A 2,384-nucleotide genomic window follows, 5' to 3' on the forward strand; every position below is an offset into this window, starting at 1 on the left:
TCAACGTTAACTGTTCGGTCTTCTTGAGAACCGTGATCTTGAATTTCTAAATAAAAATCTTCACCAAAAACATCTTTATACCACTGGGCAGTTCGACGAGCAACATCGGGTCGGCGTTGAAGAATTGCCTGGGGAATTTCACCGCCCAAGCAAGCACTGGTGACAATTAATCCTTCGTGGTATTCAGCTAATAATTCTTTGTTGATACAAGGGCGGGCAAAAATTCCTTTTCCCTGATACCCTTTAAGATGGGAAATTGTTGTTAACTTAACTAAATTTTTATAGCCTTTCGTATTTTTCGCTAAAACAACTTGGTGATATTTTTTTCTGCCGCGCTTTTGTTCTTCAATATCACCATTAACGACATACATTTCATTGCCAATAATCGGCTTAATCGTTTTCCCACGACAAACCTTAATTAGCTCAATCGCGCCATACATAACACCGTGATCTGTGAGCGCGATCGCAGGCATCCCCAATTTCAATGCTTGATCCACCAGTTCTGGTAACTGACTGGCACCATCCAGCAAACTGTAATCACTGTGAACGTGCAAACCAACAAAAGACATATTTGGTAATTGGTAATCGGTAATTGGTAATCGGTAATCGGTAATGCCAATTACCGATTACTAATCTAGAGTTTTGGAGCGCGTAGATGCCAATCGGTTGCTTGCTCATAGGCATAAGCGACTTGCAGTAGCAAATCTTCTCGCAACACGTTACTCATCATCTGTATCCCAATCGGTAATCCCTGGTCATCGAATCCGCAAGGTAAACTCAATCCAGGTAAACCTGCGAGATTTAAAGGAATCGTCATCAGGTCATTTAAATACATACTCAAGGGATCTTCGCTATTTTCCCCTGCTTTAAATGCGGTGGTGGGAGCAGTGGGAGACACTAAGATATCCACTCTTTCAAAAGCCCGTTGGAAGTCTTGTTTAATCAAGGTGCGGACTTTTTGCGCTTTCAGATAATAGGCGTCGTAATATCCTGCGGAGAGAGCATAAGTGCCTAACATGATCCGCCGCTTAACTTCGGTGCCAAAACCGCCGGAGCGGGTCTGAGTATACATTGACAACAGATTATCCGCGTCAGGCGTCCGGAAGCCATACTTCACGCCGTCGTAACGGGCGAGATTGGCGGATGCCTCGGAAGGAGCAATGATGTAATAGGTGGGCAAACCGTAGCGGAAGCGGGGACAAGAAATTTCTTGAATTTCGGCTCCCAAATTTTGCAGCTGCTCAATCGCTTTTGTGACTGCTTGCCAGACGCAGGAGTCTACACCTTCGCCAAAAGTTTCTTTAATAAAACCGACTCTCAACTGACCTCTAGGTCTCAGGTCAGGTCTCAAGGATTTGGCATAGTTTGGGATTTTTACGTCAAGACTGGTGGAGTCTTTGGGATCGTAACCTGCGATCGCTCCCAGTAAAATTGCTGCATCTTCGACTGTCCGCGCAAATGGCCCAATTTGATCCAAAGAAGACCCATAAGCAACCAGACCAAAACGGGAAACCAGCCCATAAGTCGGTTTTAACCCCACAACACCGCAGAAAGATGCTGGCTGGCGGATAGACCCCCCCGTATCGGAACCGAGAGACACCACACACTCTCTTGCCGCCACCGCCGCCGCCGAACCGCCAGACGATCCTCCCGGCACCCGCTGTAAATCCCAAGGGTTAGCCGTTATTTGATAGGCAGAGGTTTCCGTAGAACTGCCCATCGCAAACTCATCCATATTCGTTTTGCCCACCATCACCGCACCAGCATCCGCCAGTTTTTGAGTCACGGTTGACTCGTAGGAGGGGACAAAATTTTCCAAAATCTTGGAACCGCAAGTGGTGCGAATTCCCTGGGTACAGAGATTGTCCTTGATGCCAATGGGAATGCCAGCCATCAGCCCAATTTCTTCACCGGCAGCGATTTTGGCATCCACAGCATGAGCCTGTTCTAATGCTCTCTCTGCCGTCACGCTCAAAAAACTATTCAATTTCGGCTCTAGTGCCTGAATGCGGTCTAAAGCTTCTTGAGTGAGTTCTACAGCGGAGCGTTCTTTACTAATGAGTTGTTTGTGCAACTCGCGGATGGATGGCATGCTTTGCTTCTACCTTTAGTGACTCAAAGTCCAGATATTTAGTATAGGTCGTGGTTTAGACGCGGTGGTTAATTCAGCAATCCTTTGGGATTGTGAAATTTTAGCGGGAAGTTTGGCAAACCCGGAAATGCCGAACCGAAGGTTGTTCTACACAAGACATCCCTTTCCCGACGCTGTCCAGTTACCCTCCAAGTCGAGCATACTGGATCGTGTCCGTAACACACGCCAGGTCAATTATGCGTCGATTTCAGTTTTGCGCGATCGCTCCCATGCGCTTTCTCGCTCAGAAAGT

General features: G+C 47.0%; 3 protein-coding genes. 1 reads left to right on the forward strand and 2 read right to left on the reverse strand.

What is annotated here, in order from left to right; translation table 11 throughout:
- Together H6F50_RS07820 and gatA are read right to left on the reverse strand one after the other, a co-directional pair.
- Positions 1-569, reverse strand: a 569-nt coding sequence (locus H6F50_RS07820; protein ID WP_190428134.1) for a PHP domain-containing protein, incomplete at its 3' end; no start/stop codon positions are given.
- 65 nt (positions 570-634) lie between these two features.
- Positions 635-2,092, reverse strand: coding sequence for an Asp-tRNA(Asn)/Glu-tRNA(Gln) amidotransferase subunit GatA (gene gatA / locus H6F50_RS07825; RefSeq protein WP_190428136.1), 1,458 nt, complete (start codon positions 2,090-2,092; stop codon positions 635-637).
- Between the two features lie 64 nt (positions 2,093-2,156).
- Here gatA and H6F50_RS26715 point away from each other — a divergent pair.
- The coding region (locus tag H6F50_RS26715) for a hypothetical protein (RefSeq protein WP_206754822.1) at positions 2,157-2,384 on the forward strand (228 nt) is incomplete at its 3' end.

Source organism: Coleofasciculus sp. FACHB-712, from assembly GCF_014695635.1.
Taxonomy (GTDB): domain Bacteria; phylum Cyanobacteriota; class Cyanobacteriia; order Cyanobacteriales; family FACHB-T130; genus FACHB-T130.

Excerpts from the sequence above, each read along its gene's own strand:
- gatA (WP_190428136.1), bottom strand. The coding sequence starts at position 2,092 with ATGCCATCCATCCGCGAGTTGCACAAACAACTCATTAGTAAAGAACGC.